The sequence below is a fragment of the Vibrio alfacsensis genome (assembly GCF_019670485.1).
GTDB classification, from domain to species: domain Bacteria; phylum Pseudomonadota; class Gammaproteobacteria; order Enterobacterales; family Vibrionaceae; genus Vibrio; species Vibrio alfacsensis.
This window is the reverse complement of the sequence record NZ_AP024166.1, coordinates 1,240,386-1,260,851: the sequence shown is the minus strand read 5'-3', so window position 1 is coordinate 1,260,851 and position 20,466 is coordinate 1,240,386. Positions and strand designations below refer to the sequence as shown.

Genomic DNA, 20,466 nt, shown 5'->3' with positions numbered 1-20,466 from the left:
ATGACGATGGTTTGGTTATTTACGTTCTTAGGCTTTTTAGCGGTGATATTGTTGATGTCTCTTGGTGTCATCTTCCATAACAAACGAATTCAGGGCAGCTGTGGTGGATTGAACAATGTAGGCGTTGATAAGGTCTGCAATTGTGAAACAACGTGTGCGGAAAGTGAACGTCGACTTTATCAAATTCAGGAGCCTAACTCAGGCAATTTATCGTCTTCTTAAGTGTTGTAGATAGTTTGTCAAACTGTCGATTCCGTCTGATTTCTTTATAAGTACTTTTGCATATTGGTGGTTGAGTTCTACGCTTATGATTCGTCTTTACATAGGAGAATCAAGATGGCTTTGATGAAACAGGATATTCCAAATCGAGTAACGGTTTATCATGATAATGCTGAGCAAGAAGTTGAGCTAAAAAACGCGATGCTTCCAGAGAAACCGCGTTACTTTAATGGCTCACCAACGTATAAAGCCGAGAGTATTGCTGCCTTTGAAGACAAACTCGATCAGATTGGACTTTCGTTAGACAAATAATTTGTATGCCAATAAAAACGCCCTCTTGTTTGAGGGCGTTTTGGTTGATATTTATCAGAAAGTGAGTGCTAATTTTGTTGGGCGTCGCTTTGGCAAACTTGCTTTTGTACCGCTGGAGGAGCGGGCTCGTAATGGCTTAGAGTCATATTAAAACTGCCCTCACCACCAGTGATTGAGCGCAGACGCCGTGAGTAATCTTGAAGTTCATTCACTGGGGATTTTGCTCTTAATATGGTGAAGTGACTGTCAATGGGTTCTGTGCCCTCGATTAATCCTCGATTGCCTGAAAGATCTCCTGATACGTCACCGACGTTGGCTGTAGGGATGTGCAACTCCATCTGTACAATCGGTTCTAACACGATTGGATCGGCATTGTTAATGGCATCTAAGAACGCTTTTTTGCCCGCAATGACGAACGCAATTTCTTTCGAGTCTACCGAGTGATATTTACCATCGTATACGGTGACTTCGACATCTTTAATTGGGTTCCCAGAAATCGCGCCTTCTTCTAAGGCTTGAACAATTCCTTTTTCTACCGCAGGAATCAGCGCGGTAGGAATGGACCCGCCAACAACTTTGTTGATGAACTGAAAGCCAGCGCCACGCTCAAGAGGCCGAACTCTTAGTTGAACTTCACCAAATTGACCTGCACCACCACTTTGTTTCTTATGACGATAGTGCCCCTCAGCAGGCTTAGTAATGGTTTCGAAGTATTCGACGCTTGGCTGACAGGTTTCAACATCGAGTTTGTAAACACTCGACATTTTCTCAAGTGCGACTTTTAGATGAAATTCTCCCTGGCCACTGATAATGGTTTCATTGGTTCTGGCACGATGTTCTACCCGGAGTGATGGATCTTCGCTTGAAATTTTATTGAGGACGTCGCCAAGTTTTTGTTCATCTCCTCGTTTTACCGGCTTCAAGCATAAAGAATACATAGAGTCAGGGAAATTGAGTGTTTTAAGTTGCACACCATCTTCTTGATGCGAATCATGCACGATCGAGTCGAATACGAGATCATCTACTTTCGCTAGTACACAGAAATCTCCCGCCAGTGCTCGTGGTATTTCTGTTCGATCTTTACCCTGTAGTTGATACAAATGACCCACTTTAAATGCTTTATTATTTTCTCCGACAAAGAGTTGGCTACCGGCAGTAATTTCACCTTGATAGACACGTAAATAGGCGAGTTTTCCCATGTAGGGATCGACGCTCACTTTATATACGTGTGCCACGGTATGCTCTAACGTTTCACAGTTGACTTTAACCCTCTTACCGTTCTTTTCAAGCATTGGAGGGTTGCCCTCATTCGGCATTGGCATGATTTCCGCTAGGGTTCTTAATAGCAGCTCTATACCTGCACCGGTTTCCGATGATACGAAACAGATAGGGATAACATGGCCCGTCCGTAATGCTTCTTCAAAGGGATCATGAAGTTGTTCTGCCGTGAGCTCTGAGCCTTGCTCTAAGTAGAGCTCCATCAGTTCTTCATCGACTTCGATGACTTGGTCTATCAAGGTTTCGTGCGTATCTTCAACATTAGATATGAGGGTTTCGATAGACGTATTCGGCTCAAAATAACAATCGACGACAGATTTTCCATCGGAAGACGGTAAGTTGATTGGCAAGCAGTTGTCGCCAAAATGCTCAAAAATGTTATCAAGAACGGCTTCGAGTTGATTGCCGTGATCATCCAATTTATTGATGATGATCATTTGGCACTTTTTCTGCTCTTTCGCAAAAGCAAAGAGTCGGTCTGAGGTTTGGTTGATTGGTGCCTGAGGATCAATGACGAGCGCGGATGTTTCGACAGCAGGAAAGATGCTGATGGTTCGCCCAAGCAACTCGCTTTGTCCTGGGGTGTCAATGATATTCAGTCGATGGTTATTCCAACTCAAACTGACGGGTGTCGCCTCAATGCTGTGCTGATATTGGATGGATTGGGAATCGAAATCGGTAACGGTATCGCCTTTTTCTACACACCCGAGATGGCTGGTGGCTTGGCAGGTATAAAGCAGTTTTTCAATCAACGTAGTTTTGCCAGTCCCCGTTTGGCCGACAAAGGCGATGTTGCGGATCTTGTTGATAGGCATAGAGCCTCCTTGCAAATGACGTGAAGAACCGTGAAGTCCTTGGACTAACCTGAAGTTAGGTTATGAACTGCATTAGAGTCGGCGGGTTTACCGCCACCTCGTCTTCCACGTCATTTTTCGGATGACTCGAAACATATAATCACCTTGCATAGAGGTCATAGTCATAAGCATGGCCCAATATCCACAAAAAATATGTGATTTATTTCATGATGAAAGCGATTGAATTTTAATCTAGGTCATGAATTCATAATCAATGAACGTGAGTGCTCCAATGCTGGACATACCTAAGTGTGTAAAACCGTACCTTTACTCTATGCTCGTTATCGTGTTAAACCTCAAGTATTCTTGAGGTTAAGTAGGAAACAAGAAACAAGGAGTAAGTAATGGAAATTAGCGTTGGGGAGGTCGCAAGACGCTCTGGAGTAAAAGTGTCAGCGCTACACTTTTATGAGCAAAAAGGATTGATATCGAGTTGGCGCAATACAGGCAATCAACGCCGTTATCACCGCAGTGTATTACGTCGTGTGGCGGTGATAAAAGCCGCGCAGCAAGTCGGACTATCTTTGGAAGAAATCAAGCAAGCATTGGATGAACTGCCACAACATGGGGCTCCCAATAAAGCGCAGTGGGAAAGTATGGCTAGCCATTGGCATCAGCAACTCGATCTGAAAATCCAAAAGCTTAAAGCATTACAAAATGACTTGGGCGGTTGCATTGGCTGTGGGTGTCTTTCTCTTGAAAGTTGCGCATTGAGAAATCCTGATGATGTACTAGGTAAAGAGCACGCAGGGTCCAACTTATCACAGGATGAAAAGGGCTAGATTGCCCTTTTCGTAATGTGTATCTTGTGTTTTTATTGATCGGCGGCGGAATAAAGTAAGCGCTCAAATCGCTCATGACCGTGTAGAAGTTCAAGATCTTGTTCATCAGCCAACAAATCTCGAATGGACGGACTGGTGTCGATTGCACGTTCTAAATCTTCGATAGCTTGTTCTTCGATACCCAATCGAGAATAAGCACAGGCTCGCTGATACAGTGCAGGGCCATTTGTATCGTCCACTTCCAGGACACGATTACATAGACTGAGTGCCCAGTGGTACTCTTTTATCTCCATCGCGGCATCGGCTTTGTAGGTGAGCGCTTCTAAATCACCCGGACGAACCAGCAAAATCTCATCGTAAATATCAATGCGCTGCTCTGGGGTTTGAGAGCTTTGCGCGCGTAACCACAAGTTATGGATTTCGTTGATCTTTTCGATTTCTTTGTTGTTTTCACTAATGATGCGTGTCTTGCGTTTTAAATCACGCTCAAGCGCCACGAATTTTTTCTCGTATTCTTGTGCGATTTTTTCTAGGCGTTTGTCGGCCATCTCTGTCGTGTTGTTTTTGAATTCTCTCAATGACTGCCAGCCGACGAACGCAATCAAAGATGCAACACCGGCGATGATGTAAAAGAAATACGTCACGGTGACGTTCGCATAGTTCAAGGATTTATCGGCGACGGTTAACTCGCGGTCAGTGATTTCGACAATCATTCTGCGTTCTAAATCTTGCTGCTCTTGTCGCAGTGATTTTAACTCATCGAGTATGTAACGCTCCATGAGTGGGCGGTCTAATAATTCAGATTCGGAGTATTTCTCTTCTGACGCGAAAGTTTGGAAAGAGAGGAGGGCGGCGAAAAAAATGGCGATAGCTGTGCGCATAAAACGTCCTTTTGCGTCGATTTTTGGGATGGATCCATGAAACCATAGCAAATAGAGATGTGGTTTAGCAAAAATAGTACGAAAAATGGTTGTTTTATAAAGTGTTTAACGACAAAACCGTACTGGTATTTTTATAATGAATGGAAGTCGCGAGGGAGGGCTTTACTGGTTTATCTATAGGTTGGTTTTGATTATTGATTTTAACGATTAGGTGTTAATACAACTAAGCCCTTTCCATATATAGGGATAGGATAAAGGGCTTAGCGAGCACTTAAATTGGTGAACCTATGGCACACCAAACTCTGTTAAATTGGTGGTGAAAAATAAGGTATTGACTACCCGTAGCGTTGATTCATCTGGCTTCATTGAATATGCGCGCTTGTATGACGTTGCCGCTTGATAATCCTTTCCCTCAGCTTGAGATATTTTCCCGGCAAGGATATTACTGGTCCATGACTCTCTCACTGAAAGCGCTCGAGATAGGTGCTCTTTTGCTTGCTTTGGATCATCGAGTGAAAAAGAGTGAATCGCTAGCGCTTCATAATAAATTGGGGCGTGAAGCTCATCATCGATATCCATTAAGCTATTGAACAAGACGTCCATTTCCGTTGTTGAAATGGTGTTTGGCTGAATGGAGTTGAGAATGGACGCTGAAATAAAACGTTCGGCAGCCGCAATCTCTAATGTTGGGTCAATGGCTAACACCTGATCATAAAGTTTAATGGCCGAATAGAGTGAGCGCACGGTGATAATATTGGACGCATAATGCGCTTTATGTATTAAGTTAAAGGTAGCGGCATCTTTCGGGTATTGTCGGTCTAGTTTACTGATAATTTCATGGTCAAAAGGCGCTTCTAGTGCTGCTTCTATATCAGAAAGAATGATTTTAGGGACGGTTGAAATCACATTGTCGTCTAACGAGTATTGTTTTTCGAACACTTTGTTATTCGACAAGTTGTCATAGATGTAGAAAGTTAAAACGGGTAGGTTGTCTTGTTCTTCAATAAATCCTGACATGACGAGAGCGGCGCGTTCCGAAAGCTCACTACTTTGTTCATATAATAATGATGAACGGTAGCGACCTTGTTGGTTGACTCGATAATTGATGAGATCACTTAGACTGAACGCAAAGTGTTGATATTTAGGTTCGGACTCAAAAGTGACAAAAACCATATTGTAGGGGTCGATCGTGACATTTGGCGTTGAAAGGCCTTTGGGTAGTGACCAAACCGCGATAGAAATGGCGGAGATTAACGTCATCACTAAGAGGCCAAGCATGATTTTTGACTGTTTGAGGATGTGCGTTTTTGCCGTTGGTAAGTCATTACTTACTGATGAGGTAACGTCACATAATTCGACATCGGCCTCTAATACATAACCTGCTTTTGGCCGGGTGATGATGACTTTTTTGTGTTCAGAGCTGAGTTCCGATAAGGCTTTTCTTAAGTCGCTTACCGCTTGTGTTAGTGAGTGATCGCTTACAAAATCACGGCTCCAAACCGAGGTTAAAATTTCTTCTCTTGAGAGTGTTTTGTTTGGGTTTTGCGCCATAAACAGTAATAACTGATTGGCTTTAGGATTCAGTAGAATACTTTTTTCATTAAAGCTGATTGTCTGTTCTGCACTGTTAAAACAGATGCCATTAATCATGTACACGTGCTATTCCTTACTGCAACTCGTGTATTGCTTGAATGTCTAGCTTCCCCCTAGAACCAGCTAAATCCCTTTTTCAAACAATGTGCCGAATGCGTATTCTTTTCCTAGATCAAATACAAAGAAAACTTGGTGCTCATTTTTCTTTACTAACGTTGCAGAGAGAAAATGCCCAATGACGGGGATATCCAATTTTTCTTGCGAACGAATTTGCTCTAGCCAAGTTGTTGTGCGATCTCTGACGGTAAACAGATACTCACTTCCTGTGTGTTCCACGTATTTGAGATCCAGTCGAAATGCAAATTTGGCGTTATCCTGTGCCTGCGCTACGAGCGATAGGGTGATAGATTCTGCCTGAATAAGAGCATTGACTTCGTAATTTATCGGACCTGTTTTTGTTTCTAATTTTGAATGTCCGGTCCAAACACCAGCGATACTTCGCAATGGTGAATTCATTTTATTATGTAGCTCATACCCAGCCCAGAAAAATACGAATGCAATGATAAATAATGTGATGCTCGTAATTACATGATGTTTTTGCATAACATTACTCCCTGATTTATTTCACAAAGTCTATATCCCAGCTCGGTTCTTTCAATAAATGCTTCTTTATCTGAATGGGTTGAATTAAATCGAGCAAGTTCTATGTTGTCGGGCTCAAAAAGGTAATGAGTTTGATTGTTATTTGCTGTAATTCCGACGACTTCAGGTGTGCCAAATTGATAACCAACAACAAGAAAAAATAAACCTAAGATCAGTCCAAAAATAAAAGTGGGCAAATATTGGGTATGAGTCCCCTTTTGTTTAGAGATGGCCCCCATTTGGTATCGAACAAATTTAGGACTAGCACCCAATATGTATCCTGTTTTGGGAATAGTTCTTATTAACGTGCGATCGCTGTCGATGAGATCGTCTCTTAATGTTTTTATGGCTTGGTTAATGGTTGAGTCGGTTGCATAGGAGTTGCTCCATAGTGCTTGTTGAATGGCATCCCGTGTTGCTGGTAATGGGTGTTGTTTAATTAAAATGTGCAGCAATTCGTTTTCACGAGCTTTTAAGATGATTCTTTTGTCTTTGGTTACTATCACGCCCTCTGTCGGAGAATAACAAAAGCCGTCAAATTGATAATGATCGCTGTGCAGAACTAAACTCATTCGTTGCCCAACCTATCTAATTTACGTATCCCGCCATTCTAAGAGCTAACGGATTTGGTTATGTTGTTAAACTTCACAATAACTTTTGGCTTGAGGTATTTTTGATAAAAAACAGAATTTATACCTTTCTCATCTAGATATATTCACCAATATGATGGCATTTGAAAGAATAAAAACATCAAATTGAGGTTTTTTTGAGGTCTATTATTCACTGAAATCGCATTCTATCTCCATCGGCTTGATGCCATTTACATCGTTGAGTTGCTGCATGTACCCAACGACCTTGTTGTTTTCGGAGATAGAAAATGAAAACAAATCGCTTTTTGCTTACTGCTAGTGCTTTCTTGTTAGCTTCTCCTGCGATAGCTATTGAGATAGCCAAACATGATACGGCAACACTGGAATTTGGTGGCTGGATTGCTGCTGAATACAGTCACAATTTTGATGATAGTCCTTATGATTTAGGTTTTAACTCTAATGCCTCTCGCTTGTTCTTTGCGGGTGAGAACAAAATCAATGACGACATCACCGCATTTGGCAAATTGGAATATGCCTTAGCGTTTAGTGATGTGACCGATAACGAGTTTAATACGCGTCTTGGTTACATCGGCATGCGAACAAAATATGGTTCGATTGAAGCGGGTAAAGTCTGGTCTCCTTTTTATGACATCGCTATGTATTCAGACACCGTATTCAGCAATAAAGATACCGCCACGGGAGCATTCTTTGCCCCAGCATCAGAAGTAGGCGGCTTTGGTCGAGCTGACAATTCGGTTAAGTACTATAACCAATTTGGCGTTGGCGACGGCAAGATACTCGTTGGTTTGATTGCGGGCGATCAAAGTGACCAAGCGATTACTGATACGGTCACCGTCGGTACGACTTATGGTGGTTCTCTACGTTATGCGCAAGGTGGTTTTCAATTTGGTGTCGCTCACCAAGTCGCGAATGCGGATGGGTTAGCAAAGGGCGAAGATGCCATCAGTGCGACCATTGTTGGAGCATTCTACAACAATGAAAAATGGATGCTTGGTGGAAACTATACATTTGGCAATAACAATCAAAAGGAATTTGGTGCTGCACCAGTGGCTTCAGAACTGGTTGATTCTGATGGCATCGAATTTTTCGGACACTACCGCTTCTCTGATAGCTGGAAAGCCTTTGTTGGCTATAACCGTTTAACGACTGAAACGGACGCATACACGACAGAATTCTCTAATGTTGGCGTAGTGAAAAACTTTGATAAAAAACTCGCCCTCTACTCTGAATATCGAATTGATCATGACTCAACAAAGAACAGCCTGTTCCATGGCGATGCTTGGTCGATCGGCATTATCTACTTCTTCTCTGAATACCCTCAATATTTCTAGATTGCTAGAAGGAAAAAATTATGGATGTAGCAATTAAAAACCAAAATAAATCGGGAATGGCCATGTGGTTCCCTTTGCTTGTGGTCTGTGTCGCACAGGTCGGAACATCGGGTGATAACTCGGTGCTTTCAATGTCAACCAATGAGTTTATCTCGCAACTGAATGCAACGATGAACCAAGTTCAGTTGGCGAATATCGTGTACAGCCTGCTTGCTGGTGCGTTGATGGTATTTGGTGGCATGCTTGGTATAGCTAAAGGTTTTAAACAAGTGTTTATGGCAGGCGCAGCGTTGTGTGCGGCTGGTGAAGCGCTAGCGGTTGTTTCACCAAATATGGATGTACTTATTTGGGGTGCACGCTCTCTAACGGGCTTTGGTGCTGCGTTAATGATTCCATCGGTATTGGGCATCATTGTCTCTCTCTATGAGGGTAAAGAACGAGCAGTGGCGTTTGGCGGTGTAGGTGCTGCAACGGGTGTCGCTGCGGTTGTCATGCCAATTGGTGCTGGCATCATCATGGATGCGTCGGGTTATCAAGCTGCGTTTTCTACCATGTCCGGTTGGTTTGTGTTGGTATTCTTAGCCGCTTGGAAAATTATCCCAGACATCAAGCCTGCTCAAATGCGTGTTGACTATGTGGGCACGGTAATGGCGTCGTTAGGTTTGCTTGCTTTCATCATTGGTTGTTCAAAAGTGTCTGAATGGGGCCTAATTGAACCAATGTCGGCACCGTTTACGGTCATGGGTATTTCTCCAGCATTACCACTTGCTATCTTGGGTATCGCGATCATGATTGTGACCATGATGGTAGAAAAACAAATTGAGCAAAAACATGGCGCAGCGCTTATTCCAGAATCGTTTATCAAAACTCGCCAAGTTCGTAATGGTTTGTATGTAACGGGCCTTATCTTTGCGGTGTTTGGCGCAGCATTTTTCGTGACGCTGTCGTGGATCATGGTGGTTGCAGGCCTTGGTGGCGCCGCAACGGGTGTCGCAATGGCAACCATGGCTGCACCAATGATTATTTTCTCTCTTGGTATTCCTAAAAAATACAGCCATTGGTCTCCTCGTATGGTGGTACTGGCGTCATCAGCAGCGGTTTGCCTTGGCGCACTTTCAATGGCGTACTCGCTTCAAGCAGATGGTTTCAACCCAATGTTTATGTATGCCGGCTTGCTACTGCTTGGCTGTGGTCAAGGTGGTTACGCTTCTCAATCAGCAATGATCGTGGCTTCAGCACTTAACCCACGTGATGCTGCGCAGTCGGGTGGTATTCAGTGTTCAACTCGTAACGTTTGGCAGGCTGCGGGTGTTGCGATTATTGGTGCAGTGCTGTTATTCAGCTCGACGTCACTATACAAATCCGACATTGAACAAAGTGACGTTGCACCAGTGGTGAAAGCCTATGTTGCAGAGACTCCGGTTCATGGCTTTATGTCCAACCAAGTGCTTCTCGATAAGCTAACACAAGCTGGTGCAGATATGCCTCAAGCAGAAGCTGCACTATCCATCTACAAAGAAGTACGTATCGAATCGGCACAGTATGCGTTCTGGGCTCTAACACTATTCGTTCTGCTCCACATTCCAGGTTTTATGGGTATCCCGACCCAAGGTTGGACCCAAAAACCATAAAACGAAATTCAAATGAAATGTCCTGCACTTACTTGCTATTCCACTTCTCAAAGTGAGCGCAGGACGCACCCTACAAATTAATAAGAAGAGACATTTTTATGAATTATCAAGCTCTATGCATGCGCCTAATTGATGCTAAACAACCAGTGACCGTATTTACAGCACAGAAAGTGATTACGATGAACCCTGAACAACCAGAAGCAGAAGCAGTTGCGGTTCAAAATGGTGTGATTGTCGGTGTCGGTGAAATTGAAACGATTCGTTCATTGCTAACTGCCCATCGTATCGAAGCAAAATCCAACGATACGTTTGAGCAAAACTACATTTATGCAGGCTTTGCAGAACATCATATGCATCCACATGTATTAGGTGCATACCTCAAAGATTCGCACTACGTGGGTTATGTGGATCGTAAAGCGGCAGATGGCTCAGTCATGAAAGGTATTCAATCGGTTGAGCAGCTGACAGAACACCTAAAAACGTTGATTGAAAAAGACCGTGCCCGTTTGGAATCAGATAGTGAACAGTGGTTAAACTGTTGGGGCTTTGACCCATTGTTGCTTGCTGGCGCTGACGTGACTCGCAATGTGTTGGATGAAGTGAGCAAAGAGTTTCCAATCTGTTTAGGGCATGCGTCTGGTCATGTCATCAATATTAACTCTGTCGCGATTGAACTATGTGGCTACGAGAATATGGAAGAAGATCCAAACCTATTCCGTTATGAAAATGGCCAAGTGAACGGCACGGTTGCAGAGCCTGCGATGATGCAGTTTGCGTTTGCCAAAGGCGCAGCAAGAATGGACTTCTCTGAAGAGGGCATCATTCATGCGGGTGAGTTAGCAACTAAAGTCGCGCGCATCAACGGTTGCACCAGCGTGACAGATAAAGGCACGAACTTCCCGTTGACTCCAGGCAATGTGGCAGCCGAGGGGTGGCTAAAAGCACAAGAGCAAGGCCGTTTGTATACTCGCGTCAATATGGAACCTTGGTTTGCTTCAATTGATCGCTGGGTTTACGGTGACAAACAAGGCTGGGATGCGGTGCATGCAATCCGTGATGAGAAAAACCCGTACCTATCCGTTGGCAACTTTAAAATGTTAACCGATGGCTCAATCCAAGGGTTTACCGCGCACTTACTTCCTGGACAAAATTACGTCACAGAGGGTAAGCCAAATGGCCACCTATTGATGTCCAAAGAGAAGTTAATTGAACAGATTTCTATTGGTGAATCACATGGTATGTCTTGTTCTATTCATACCAACGGTAACGGTGCCACGGAAGTTGCGATTCAAGCCATTGAAGAAATTCGTAAAACCAAGCCAAATCTTGGATTCCGTCACTCATTAGAGCACTGCCAGCTAGCGACAGAAAATCAGTTTTACCGCATGAAGCAAGTGGGTATTACACCAAACCTATTTACTAACCACTTGTACTACTGGGGTGATGTGCACGCGAAATACACTGTCGGTGAACATGGCGTGAGACGTATGGATGCATGCCGTTCTGCAACCAATCATGGCTTAATGCATGGTGTGCATTCGGATGACATGGTGACGGAAGTGAGCCCATTGTTCTCGGCTTGGTGTGCGGTCAACCGTCGCTCTCTTAGCGGCAAAGTATACGGCGAAGATCAATGTTTGACAGTTGCGGAAGCAATGCGAGTTATCACCTACAACCACGCGTGGCTTGCACACCAAGAGGACGTTCGTGGCTCAATCGAAGTAGGTAAGTGGGCCGATTTCACCGTCTTGGCAGAAGAAGCAACAGAAGAGAAACGTGAAACCCTGAAAGATATTCGTATTGTCGGAACCGTCATTGGTGGTGATGACATTTTCTTGAACTAATGTAGGGGGCGGGAAGGCGAAATGCCTTCCCGTTTTACGTTATGGATACATTACGAGCATCATGGCGACAGATTGAACCTTGGTATCTTTTTATGGTGGTTCTTGGCGCATTTAACGTCGGGTTCTGCATTATGTTGGTTCCACAATTTGTTGTGGCCTCTTTCGACTCTGGGCTGGCTAAGATTGGTTTGATCATGTCCGCTTGGACTGCTGGGCCTTTGATTGGTCCTTGGTTTTCAAAATACATTGATAAATGGGGCACGCCTAAAATTTGGCTGTCGGGTTTATTTCTTATTAATGCCTGCTTAGCGTTTGTTGTTCAGTACTCACAAAGTGTCATGAGCTTGTTCATCAATATGTTCGTGCAGGGGCTTATCTATGCGATAGGGTACTCTATTCTCAATTTGCTGATTGTTCGACGCTATGAAGAAAAGGAATGGCATGGACGAACAGGCATGTTGATTGCTGCTTTTATCATTGGAGAAGTGATCGGTTTTGGTATCGCCGGAAGAATCGATGCTCCTGCGGTCGGTTTTGTGGGGGCAAGCGTGGTGATGATCGTCACCAGTCTACTTGCCTTGGTATTGGTACCAGACTTTAACAAATGTTTTATTCGAAAACGCAGTCCGGAGCAGCAATCGCAACAAGTGAGAAAGCTGGTGTTATCTCCTTTTGGCATCATGGCACTTGGCTGGGGGCTGCTCTGTTTTGCTGCCCAAATTTTATTTTTGCCGTTCCCTGTGTTGATGCGAGAAGTATTTCAAATTGCCCCAGAGCACTCAAGTTCCGTGGTCAGTATCAGCGGCATTATCGCGCTTAGCTTCTATCCTATAGTAGGAAAGCTCACTGAGCGATTTGGTGCGGACAACGTGCTCATTTCTTCGAGCGCAGTCAAAGCGATGGTGTTCATTGTACTAGCATATTGTGCGTTTTATTACCAACCAGAGTTGATGTTTGTTGTGCTCTGCATGGTTTTCGTTAATCGCTGTACTTGGCCGTTTATGATGGCCAGCTCTCAAATTCAAGCAGCGCAACTTTCTGGTGAGTGCTCCAAATCAATGGCGCTGACGATTTTTATGGCTATTGCTGGAATCGGTAACTTTCTCTCAGGCGTGGTTAACTCGTTAGTAACGGCGTCTCTAGGCATGAATCATATCCCTTTAGTGGCGGCGATGACGGCTTCGGTAGGTGTTGTTTTACTGTTTGGCAACAAGTACCGCGAGCTTAGGCATGACCAACACATTGACCAACCTAAACATTACCCTTAAGGAAACATTATGAAGACTATGGATAAAGCAGTCCTTTTAGGAGTGCTGGCTTTTCTTAGCCCATTTTTTATTTTTGACTCTGTTTATCAGGCTTTTATTACCATTACCGATCAGCATGGTTTTGCGATGTCGGGGGTTAAATTTGCCATTTTAGCAACCTTTGGCGAGGTGCTAGGGCAGCGAATTCGCACTGGTTCATGGTCAATAAAAGGCTTTGGCGTAATCCCGAAGATGATCGTCTGGTACGTATTAGGTGTTGTAATCAAAGCGGCGTTTGTCGTGTTTGCGGTTGGCGATCCTGTTGTGTTGAACAAATTCTTACCTGAGGCAGGTCCTGTGCTGACCGCGCTGTCTATCAGCCTTGGTCTTAACTTAATTTTTGCACCAATTTTTATGACCTTGCATAAAATCACGGACTTACACATTGCTGATTATAACGGTTCCATTTCAGCACTGATTAAACCCATCAATATGGCTCAAAAGTTCAGCCAAATTGATTGGAATGTGCAATATGGTTTTGTGTTTAAAAAGACCATTCCGCTATTTTGGATTCCGGCTCATACGATTACTTTCTTATTGCCGCCTGCATTTCAAGTTGTGTTTGCGGCCAGTCTAGGTGTTGCGCTAGGGGTTATTTTAGCGCTCGCAAGTGGAAAACCTAAAGTAACGCCGACGGAGCAAGCTGCATAAAAACAAGGCCTCACTTAACGAGGCCTTATCATCAATGGCTATTTAGCAACACTCAATGGACGAGTGTCATCATGCTGACAGGTTATAGCTGATCTTCGATGGGTAGGATTCCGGAAAACCATGCGCCAAGTCGTCGCCAAATACTGGCTTCGGGCTCTGAATCGAAGGTTTCGCCCGTTGTAGCATCAATCCAGGCTATATCACCATCACGAATAACAACTTGGTAAGCGTTTTGTTTGAGTTGTGCTGGTAATCTCGCCAAAGATTCTTGTACGTATTCTGGTTGCTCTATCACAACGGCCATTTCAGTATTGAGTTCGGCAGAGCGAGGATCCCAGTTCATCGAACCAACAAATAAGGTCGTACCATCAATCATCATTGCTTTGGCGTGTAAACTAGAGCGACTGCTGCCTGTTAAACTCCATTTGCTTTTTACCTCAGCGCTGGCTTTTATTTCCCAAAGCTTGATTCCCGCTTTCACTAAGTCCTGACGATATTTTGCGTACCAACCGTGCACGGCAAACACATCGTTGGATGCTAGGCTGTTGGTAATAATCGTGATATCCACGCCACGTTTGGTTGCGTCGACTAACGCTTGAGTACCGGACTCCGTCGGAACAAAATACGGTGAAATCAAAACAAAGGAAGACTCTACGCTTGCAAGTAGCTCACTTAAGTTGTGGATCAATTGGCTCTCTTGCGTGGCGATTTTATCCGGAAGGTCAAACCAAACTTGGGCTGGGCCCCAATAGAGGTTGAGTGTGCCTTGCTCCAGATCTTCATATAGGTCGAGTTTTCGAAAGTTATAATTACCGGTAGAGAACTTTTCCTCCAAGCGTAGTTTTTTCACTTCAGTTTGAATAACTTCATCAGCGACTTTGTCTGATTCAGGGATGATCCATTCCATTGGCACGGAATAGAGGCTGTTCCAATAGAGATCAAATTGATCCGCCGTTTGAGTGACGGCTTCACCAAAAAGTATGACATCGAAGTCACCAAATTCGACATTGGATTCAAAAGAGAAATACTCATTTCCGATGTTTCTACCGCCAACGATCGCCGAAACACTGTCAGCAATAAGGGACTTATTGTGCATTCGTCGATTTAGGCGGGTGAAGTCACTCGCCAATGCTAAGACGCGAGCATCACGATATTGATGAGGGTTGAACAGACGTATTTCGATATTAGGGTGTGCATTGAGCTCTGCCATACCTAAATCATTGCGTTTTTGCATATCATCGAGCAAAAGGCGAACTCGAACGCCCCGTTGTGCCGCTTCATACAAACGCCATGTCATCAGTTGACTGGTCTCATCACTTCGATAGATGTAGTACTGTAAATCGAGGCTTTTTTCGGCAGATTCGATTAAGGCAATTCTTGCTAACAGGGCGTCATCACCTTGGTGTAAAGGAACAAAAGCGGTGGTCGAATCTTGTTCATAGTCTTCGAAAAGTACCGCTAAAGGCGAGCCTTCTTGGTAACCAAAGTGAAAACTGGTCGACTTTTCACTTGGGTCTCGAGGCTGAATAGATGAGCAAGCTGCAAGCAATATTAGAATCGAACTCAAAAGTATTTTAGAGAGAGAATGGGGCAATGCACACTTCCTTGTTTGCAATAACGTTATCTTTTTTGAATGATTATCAAACACAACGCTGTGAATTCCATTTACTGAGATTACTTCGATTATATATCAAGGAGTAACAGCAGGTAATCTGTCGAAGTGTCATTGAGTCGCAGTTTTGCTTTTTCCTCTCTACTTTCCAGGCGGACAATATTATGTTTTTTCATTATGTTTCGTACTCAAATGGTTAATATCACTAATAATTGGCGGTAATTGCCAATACTGCGCTAATGAAAATCCCCCAAACAATCTAAGTTATTGAATATTAATAAGTAAACTTTTGGCATATGGATTGCGTATAAAGAGTAGGCGTAATGGAGCATGACTTGCACAAGTGGTTAACTTTTTGTTAATTTTATTAACTTTCTATGGAAAGTGATTTTGTGGCGGAAGAACATAACCTATGTGCTCGCTACCTCATTACAAAGTTGTCTATTTCAGATGCGAATATCTCACCATTTACCCTTGGGGAGTGAAAACCTAAGTTATTGATCAATATGATTTTAACATAGTGGAAAGACGAGAGTCTTAGGGGTGAATCGGTGATTACTACAATAAAAAAGGATTTTTGATGTTAGCAAAACCAATCTTCCGTTGGCTACTGCCGTTCGTTGTCGTGGGTGGCTCTTATGCGGGCTATGCCGCTATTGCCGCAACGGCCCCCGAAAAAGAACCAACAAAGACAGCGGTCGGTGATCCGACCGTCCATACCTCTTCCCTGTTCCCTACAGACCATAAAGTGGTGATCACAAGTCACGGCGAAATGGTTCCGTTTGAGAAAACCCACTTAGCGGCTCAAGTGAGTGGTGAGGTGGTCAGTTGGCACCCTAATTTTGTCACAGGAGGCATAGTAAAACGCGGAGAAGTGCTGTTTACGATAGAAAGCGATAACTATGAAGCGGCCGTTTTACAAGCAGAAGCCGGGTTAGCAAGTGCGCGCGCCACCTTGATTGAAGAAGAAGCAAAAGCCGAAGTGGCGAAGCGACAAGCAAGAAAGCTCAGCGATAAGCAAGTCACGGATTTGTACTTGCGTAAGCCTCATGTGTTGAGCGCCCAAGCTCAAGTTAAATCGGCGCAAGCGGCGTTGAAGCGTGCTAAGCGTGATCTGGAAAACTGCAAAGTTGTTGCACCATACGATGCGCTAGTGGTTGAACGTGAAATTGGCGTAGGTCAGTTTGTATCGTCAGGGTCACGAGTGGCAACATTAAACAATATTGAAGTTGCAGAAATTCATGTCCCAATTGCTGGGTTTGACAGTGCATTTCTTCCTGAGTCTGTTTCTGAGTTAAGAGCAACCGTCACGCAGCAAGGTATCTTGTCTACGACTCGAGAGGGGGTCGTGGTTCGCGATCTTGGTATGATCGATAGTGCAACTCGCATGATCAACATGGTTATACAGGTCCGAGACCCATATGGCTTAGATAATAAACAGCCACCAATCAAATTTGGTTCTTACGTGGAAGTGAGCTTCACCGGTAAAGAGTTGAAGCATATTTATCGTCTTCCTCAAGAATTGGTAAAAAACCGCACAGTTTGGGTGGTGAATGAAGAAAATGAACTGCAGCCACGTACCGTGAATGTTTTGCGTGCCGAAGGTGAATTTTTGCTTGTGGGTGAGGGCTTAGAGCAATCAGATAAGCTGGTGTTAACACTGCCAGAATATCCGCAAAAAGGCATGGCAGTCCAAGTGGCAAAAAAGAATAACGACTCCGAAACCGTCGTGCAGTAAGTAGGAGTCCATCATGGAAGAGAAACAACAAAAAGGCTTAATTGCCTATTTTGCCAATAATTCTGTCGCCGCGAATCTAATGATGATGTTTATTATCATTATGGGGATCGTGAGCTTCATGTTTATCCAACGCCAGATGTTCCCGAACGTTGAAGTGAACTACATCAATATTCGTGCGGCTTACCCTGGGGCCTCTCCACAAGAAATTGAAGAGAGTATCCTTGTTAAAATTGAGGAGTCGGTCAAGGACGTTACTGGCATCAAGAAAACCGTTGCGCGGGCGTCTAGAGGCAGTGCGCATGTCTCGATTGAAGTGGATGTAAACGCAGATATTAAGCGCGTTTTGGATGATGTAAAGCAGCGGACTGATACTTTATCTAATCTACCGGCAGGCATGGAACCCATCAACGTTTATCAGGTTGAATGGCGGCAAGAAGTGATAGAAATGGGCTTGGTAGGGGACCGTCCTCTTGAAGAGCTTAAACCTATTGCAAAGCAAGTTGAAGATGAACTTCTACAACTGAAAAACATCATGTTGGTTGATCTCAGTGCTCCAGAAGAAGAGATCGCCATTGAAGTTGACCCTCTGGTTCTACGCAAATATGACCTCACCTTGAATGATGTGAGTAACGCGATTCGTCGTTATTCCGCTAACTTTTCGGCCGGTGAAGTAAAGACAAACGCAGGCATGATCGCGGTACGTATTGAAAACCAATACTATCATGGCGATGAGTTTCGCAATATTCCGGTAAAATTAGGCGCAAATGGTGCAAAAGTGTTGCTGCAAGATATTGCGACCATTAAAGATGGCTTTACCGAAGAAGACCGTTATTTCGAATATTCTGGTCAAAATGCCGTTTATATGGCGGTGCAAGCGACTCGTGACCAAAACATCATTCCTGTAGCGGAGTCGGTTCGTAAGTACATAGAGGCTAAGAATAAAACGTTGCCTGATGATGTTCAGTTAAAAGTGCTTGTCGATATGACGTACTATCTGAATGGTCGATTAGACATGATGTTGAAAAACCTACTTCAAGGTGCCGCTTTGGTCGCCATCATGTTGTCGATTTTCTTACGTTTCCGGCTCGCGATGTGGGTTATGGTTGGCTTACCCGTTTGTTTCTTAGGGGCGGTAATGCTGATGCCGATGTTTGGTATCACGGTAAACGTCATTTCATTGTTTGCTTTTATTATGGTACTCGGGATTGTCGTTGATGATGCCATAGTCACTGGAGAAAGCGCCTATAGTGAAATTGAAGAAAAAGGTGGGGGTGTAGATAACGTTGTTCGTGGCGTTAAACGTGTGGCAACGCCTGCGACGTTTGGGGTTCTGACGACAATTGCCGTCTTCGCTCCATTCTTATTATCAAGCGGAATAGACAGTGCTTTCTTCTACGGTATCGCCGGTGTCGTAATCTTGTGTTTGATTTTTAGTTTGATTGAATCAAAGCTCATCCTGCCAGCGCACTTAGCACATACCAATTTCACTCCGATTAAGCCAGGGAGTTGGCGAGATCGCTTTAACCAACGCTTTTTCGGTTTCGTGAACGGGCCTTATCGACGCTTTGTTTCTACTTGTACACATTGGCGTTGGACGGTGTTTGCAGTTTTCTGTGGTTTACTTGTTATCAGCGCAGCGCTCGTCAATTCAAATTATGTTCGAGTGATTCCAAACCCTAAAGTACCGACAGATTACCCTGCAGTGACGATCGAAATGAATGATACCGTTTCGAGTGAACAAACCATCAATGCGCTGAAAACCATTGAAGGGGTGATGCAGAAAATTGAGAATCAAACCATTGATGAATACGGACAAGGGATGATTCGAGACGTACTGTCTTACAATCGAAGTCGCACCGAGGGGCGTATTTTAGTGCCGCTTGTGGATGAAGAACTGCGTCCTTTCAATACGTTTGAATTAGCACGACGTTGGCGAGAAGCTATGCCAACAATTCCTGGTATGAAGAGCTTTAAGATTCGTGAGCAAAGTGCTGGTGGTGGTGATCGTGATGAATTCGGCTATTTGCTGTTTGGTTCAGATATCAATGAGCTTAACGAAGCGGGCCGTTATCTGATTGGTCGTCTACAGCAAGAAGAGGGGCTGTACGATGTATCATCATCCATTGATTCAGGCAGTAAAGAAGTCCTGCTGTCTTTAGCGCCGGTGGCTTATGACCTTGGGTTAGATCTGACAATGGTTGCTGAGCAAGTTGGTGGGAGCTTCTATGGTGGTGAAGCACAGCGCATCATTCGTGATGGTGAAGAGATCAAAGTCATGGTCCGTTACCCTCAGTTGACTCGTGAAGCATTCTCATCATTGCGTTATGCTGTGATCACAACACCAGCAGGTAAAAAAGTGATGTTGGGTGACGTGGTGAATATCAGTGAGCAACCAGGTGTGAGTACGATTCGACGTGAGGGCGGATACCAAACGGTTTATGTCTACGGCTCAATCGATGAAGAGCTGGTGGAGCCACAAGAAGTGGTGAAGATCATTGACGACACCATTTTGCCAGACTTACAGAGTGAGTTTCCAAGTGTTAAAACTGAGCTTGGTGGTGACATCGAAGAGCAAGCCGCGCAACGTAATGAACAGATCATGTTCTTTATCGCTGGTATGATCATTGTTTACATCCTGCTTGCTGTGCCATTAAAGAGTTATACCCAACCACTGATTGTGATGTCAGTGATTCCGTTTAGCTTAACAGGGGCTATCTGGGGACATTTCTGGTTGGATATGGACATAAGCATGATGTCTACCTTTGGATTGATTGCGGCGGCTGGTGTTGTAATCAATGATTCTCTGGTGATGACCGATTACGTCAACCAAGTGCGTGAGAAAGGGATGAGCATTAAGCAAGCGGTTGTTGAAGCGGGGTGCGCGCGTTTTCGTGCTATTACACTGACGTCTATCACGACCTTTGCGGGTGTACTGCCAATTATGTTTGAAACGAGCCTACAGGCACGCTTTGTCATCCCAATGGCGGTCGCGCTTGGCTTTGCCGTTCTATTTGCAACCGTTCTGACGCTCATTTTGGTGCCGTGTTTGTACCTCATGTTAGAGGATATTAAAGATATCTTCCGAGCGGTTAAGCGATTTTTTGGGCGCATATTTGGTCGATTTAGAAAAGATAAGCAACCCCCACTCGGCGATCAAAGTACGCAAAGTTAATTCATCGT

At 44.1% G+C, this 20,466-nt stretch carries 16 protein-coding genes; 10 read left to right on the top strand and 6 right to left on the bottom strand.

The window, feature by feature from the left end:
• Positions 1 to 6: 6 nt before the first annotated feature.
• Both nqrM and VA249_RS20155 read left to right on the top strand, forming a co-directional pair.
• Entirely contained in the window at positions 7 to 222 is a 216-nt protein-coding gene (gene nqrM / locus VA249_RS20160; protein WP_128813324.1) for a (Na+)-NQR maturation NqrM, read from the top strand.
• Between the two features lie 114 nt (positions 223 to 336).
• Positions 337 to 531 (top strand): hypothetical protein, encoded by a 195-nt coding sequence (locus VA249_RS20155; RefSeq protein ID WP_128813323.1) that lies wholly within the window; start codon positions 337 to 339, stop codon positions 529 to 531.
• 68 nt (positions 532 to 599) lie between these two features.
• Here the strand turns inward: VA249_RS20155 and fusA are convergent, their stop codons facing one another.
• A complete protein-coding gene (fusA, locus tag VA249_RS20150; RefSeq protein WP_221070695.1) occupies positions 600 to 2,624 on the bottom strand; it encodes an elongation factor G in 2,025 nt (674 codons plus the stop codon).
• A gap of 383 nt (positions 2,625 to 3,007) precedes the next feature.
• Between fusA and soxR the strand changes: the two genes are divergently transcribed.
• Positions 3,008 to 3,445, top strand: a complete 438-nt coding sequence (soxR, locus tag VA249_RS20145; protein ID WP_128813321.1) for a redox-sensitive transcriptional activator SoxR — start codon at positions 3,008 to 3,010, stop codon at positions 3,443 to 3,445.
• Positions 3,446 to 3,477: 32 nt separating this feature from the next.
• Here the strand turns inward: soxR and VA249_RS20140 are convergent, their stop codons facing one another.
• From VA249_RS20140 to VA249_RS20125, 4 genes are all read right to left on the bottom strand, one after another.
• Positions 3,478 to 4,326, bottom strand: a complete 849-nt coding sequence (locus VA249_RS20140; protein WP_221070692.1) for a tetratricopeptide repeat protein — start codon at positions 4,324 to 4,326, stop codon at positions 3,478 to 3,480.
• A gap of 285 nt (positions 4,327 to 4,611) precedes the next feature.
• On the bottom strand, positions 4,612 to 5,976 hold the full coding sequence (locus VA249_RS20135) for a winged helix-turn-helix domain-containing protein (RefSeq protein ID WP_225927156.1): 1,365 nt from the start codon (positions 5,974 to 5,976) through the stop codon (positions 4,612 to 4,614).
• A gap of 66 nt (positions 5,977 to 6,042) precedes the next feature.
• A complete protein-coding gene (locus VA249_RS20130) occupies positions 6,043 to 6,522 on the bottom strand; it encodes a hypothetical protein (RefSeq protein WP_221070688.1) in 480 nt (159 codons plus the stop codon).
• Positions 6,504 to 7,133 (bottom strand): winged helix-turn-helix domain-containing protein, encoded by a 630-nt coding sequence (locus tag VA249_RS20125; RefSeq protein ID WP_221070677.1) that lies wholly within the window; start codon positions 7,131 to 7,133, stop codon positions 6,504 to 6,506. The genes VA249_RS20130 and VA249_RS20125 overlap by 19 nt, the downstream gene beginning before the upstream one ends.
• 305 nt (positions 7,134 to 7,438) lie before the next feature.
• Here VA249_RS20125 and VA249_RS20120 point away from each other — a divergent pair, with 305 nt between their 5' ends.
• From VA249_RS20120 to VA249_RS20100, 5 genes are all read left to right on the top strand, one after another.
• Positions 7,439 to 8,503, top strand: a complete 1,065-nt coding sequence (locus VA249_RS20120) for a porin (protein ID WP_221070675.1) — start codon at positions 7,439 to 7,441, stop codon at positions 8,501 to 8,503.
• Between the two features lie 20 nt (positions 8,504 to 8,523).
• A complete protein-coding gene (locus VA249_RS20115; RefSeq protein ID WP_221070672.1) occupies positions 8,524 to 10,134 on the top strand; it encodes an MFS transporter in 1,611 nt (536 codons plus the stop codon).
• Positions 10,135 to 10,232: 98 nt separating this feature from the next.
• Positions 10,233 to 11,978, top strand: a complete 1,746-nt coding sequence (locus VA249_RS20110) for an amidohydrolase (protein ID WP_221070670.1) — start codon at positions 10,233 to 10,235, stop codon at positions 11,976 to 11,978.
• A gap of 41 nt (positions 11,979 to 12,019) precedes the next feature.
• Entirely contained in the window at positions 12,020 to 13,246 is a 1,227-nt protein-coding gene (locus VA249_RS20105; RefSeq protein WP_221070668.1) for an MFS transporter, read from the top strand.
• Between the two features lie 9 nt (positions 13,247 to 13,255).
• On the top strand, positions 13,256 to 13,936 hold the full coding sequence (locus VA249_RS20100) for a hypothetical protein (protein WP_221070666.1): 681 nt from the start codon (positions 13,256 to 13,258) through the stop codon (positions 13,934 to 13,936).
• 82 nt (positions 13,937 to 14,018) lie between these two features.
• On the opposite strand, the gene VA249_RS20095 is transcribed toward VA249_RS20100, so the two are convergent.
• Positions 14,019 to 15,530 (bottom strand): phospholipase D family protein, encoded by a 1,512-nt coding sequence (locus tag VA249_RS20095; RefSeq protein ID WP_221070664.1) that lies wholly within the window; start codon positions 15,528 to 15,530, stop codon positions 14,019 to 14,021.
• Between the two features lie 598 nt (positions 15,531 to 16,128).
• Here VA249_RS20095 and VA249_RS20090 point away from each other — a divergent pair.
• Both VA249_RS20090 and VA249_RS20085 read left to right on the top strand, forming a co-directional pair.
• Positions 16,129 to 17,286: an efflux RND transporter periplasmic adaptor subunit gene (locus VA249_RS20090; protein WP_221070662.1), complete on the top strand. Its 1,158-nt coding sequence runs from the start codon at positions 16,129 to 16,131 to the stop codon at positions 17,284 to 17,286.
• Positions 17,287 to 17,299: 13 nt separating this feature from the next.
• Positions 17,300 to 20,458 (top strand): efflux RND transporter permease subunit, encoded by a 3,159-nt coding sequence (locus tag VA249_RS20085; protein ID WP_221070660.1) that lies wholly within the window; start codon positions 17,300 to 17,302, stop codon positions 20,456 to 20,458.
• Positions 20,459 to 20,466: the final 8 nt, after the last annotated feature.